General features: G+C 54.5%; 1 protein-coding gene. It reads left to right on the top strand.

What is annotated here, in order from left to right; all coding sequences use genetic code 11:
- Positions 1 to 213: 213 nt before the first annotated feature.
- The coding region (locus tag HK23_RS14000) for an Hsp20 family protein (protein ID WP_086654395.1) at positions 214 to 642 on the top strand (429 nt) is incomplete at its 3' end.

Below are 642 nucleotides of genomic sequence, written 5' to 3'. Positions count from 1 at the left end.
AGCAACTTCCATCCGATGCTATCAGGCATTGTTCTGGTCCACTCTGAACACGCGAACGATTGAGGACGCCCAAACCTGCCTTTCTGCATTTTTGATACCTCTTGACACCATGCACGGAGTGCCCAGATTGAATCTGCCGGCCGCCAAAGGGGTCGGCAGACAGAACTATCAGTTTTGATCTTGTGTCCATGTTGCTCAAAGGAGGATATGGCTATGAGAGCCACCGTTGATTTTGCCCCCCTGTTCCGTTCGAGCGTGGGTTTTGACAGAATGCTCAACGCCCTTGATCTCGCCAGCCGGATTCCAGCGGTCGATAACTGGCCGCCTTACGATATCGTCAAGACCGGTGAGGATGATTACCGGATCGACATGGCGGTTGCCGGACTTGCCGAGGCCGACCTTACGATCACACAGGAGCGCAATACTCTTGTCGTGACAGGACGAAAGGCGCCGGAGCCGCAAAGCGCCGCCGAATATCTCCATCGGGGTATTGCGGGCAGAGAATTCGAACGCCGCTTCGATCTGGCCGAGCATATGAAAGTCACCGATGCGCACTTCGAGAACGGACTTCTGTCCATTACTCTGAAACGTGAGATACCCGAAGCGATGAAGCCGCGTCGTATCGCGATTACGTCCTCTACA

It is taken from the genome of Acetobacter malorum (assembly GCF_002153605.1).
GTDB lineage: Bacteria > Pseudomonadota > Alphaproteobacteria > Acetobacterales > Acetobacteraceae > Acetobacter > Acetobacter malorum_A.
Note: the sequence above shows the minus strand (reverse complement) of the source record. Positions and strands in the feature narration are given on the sequence as shown.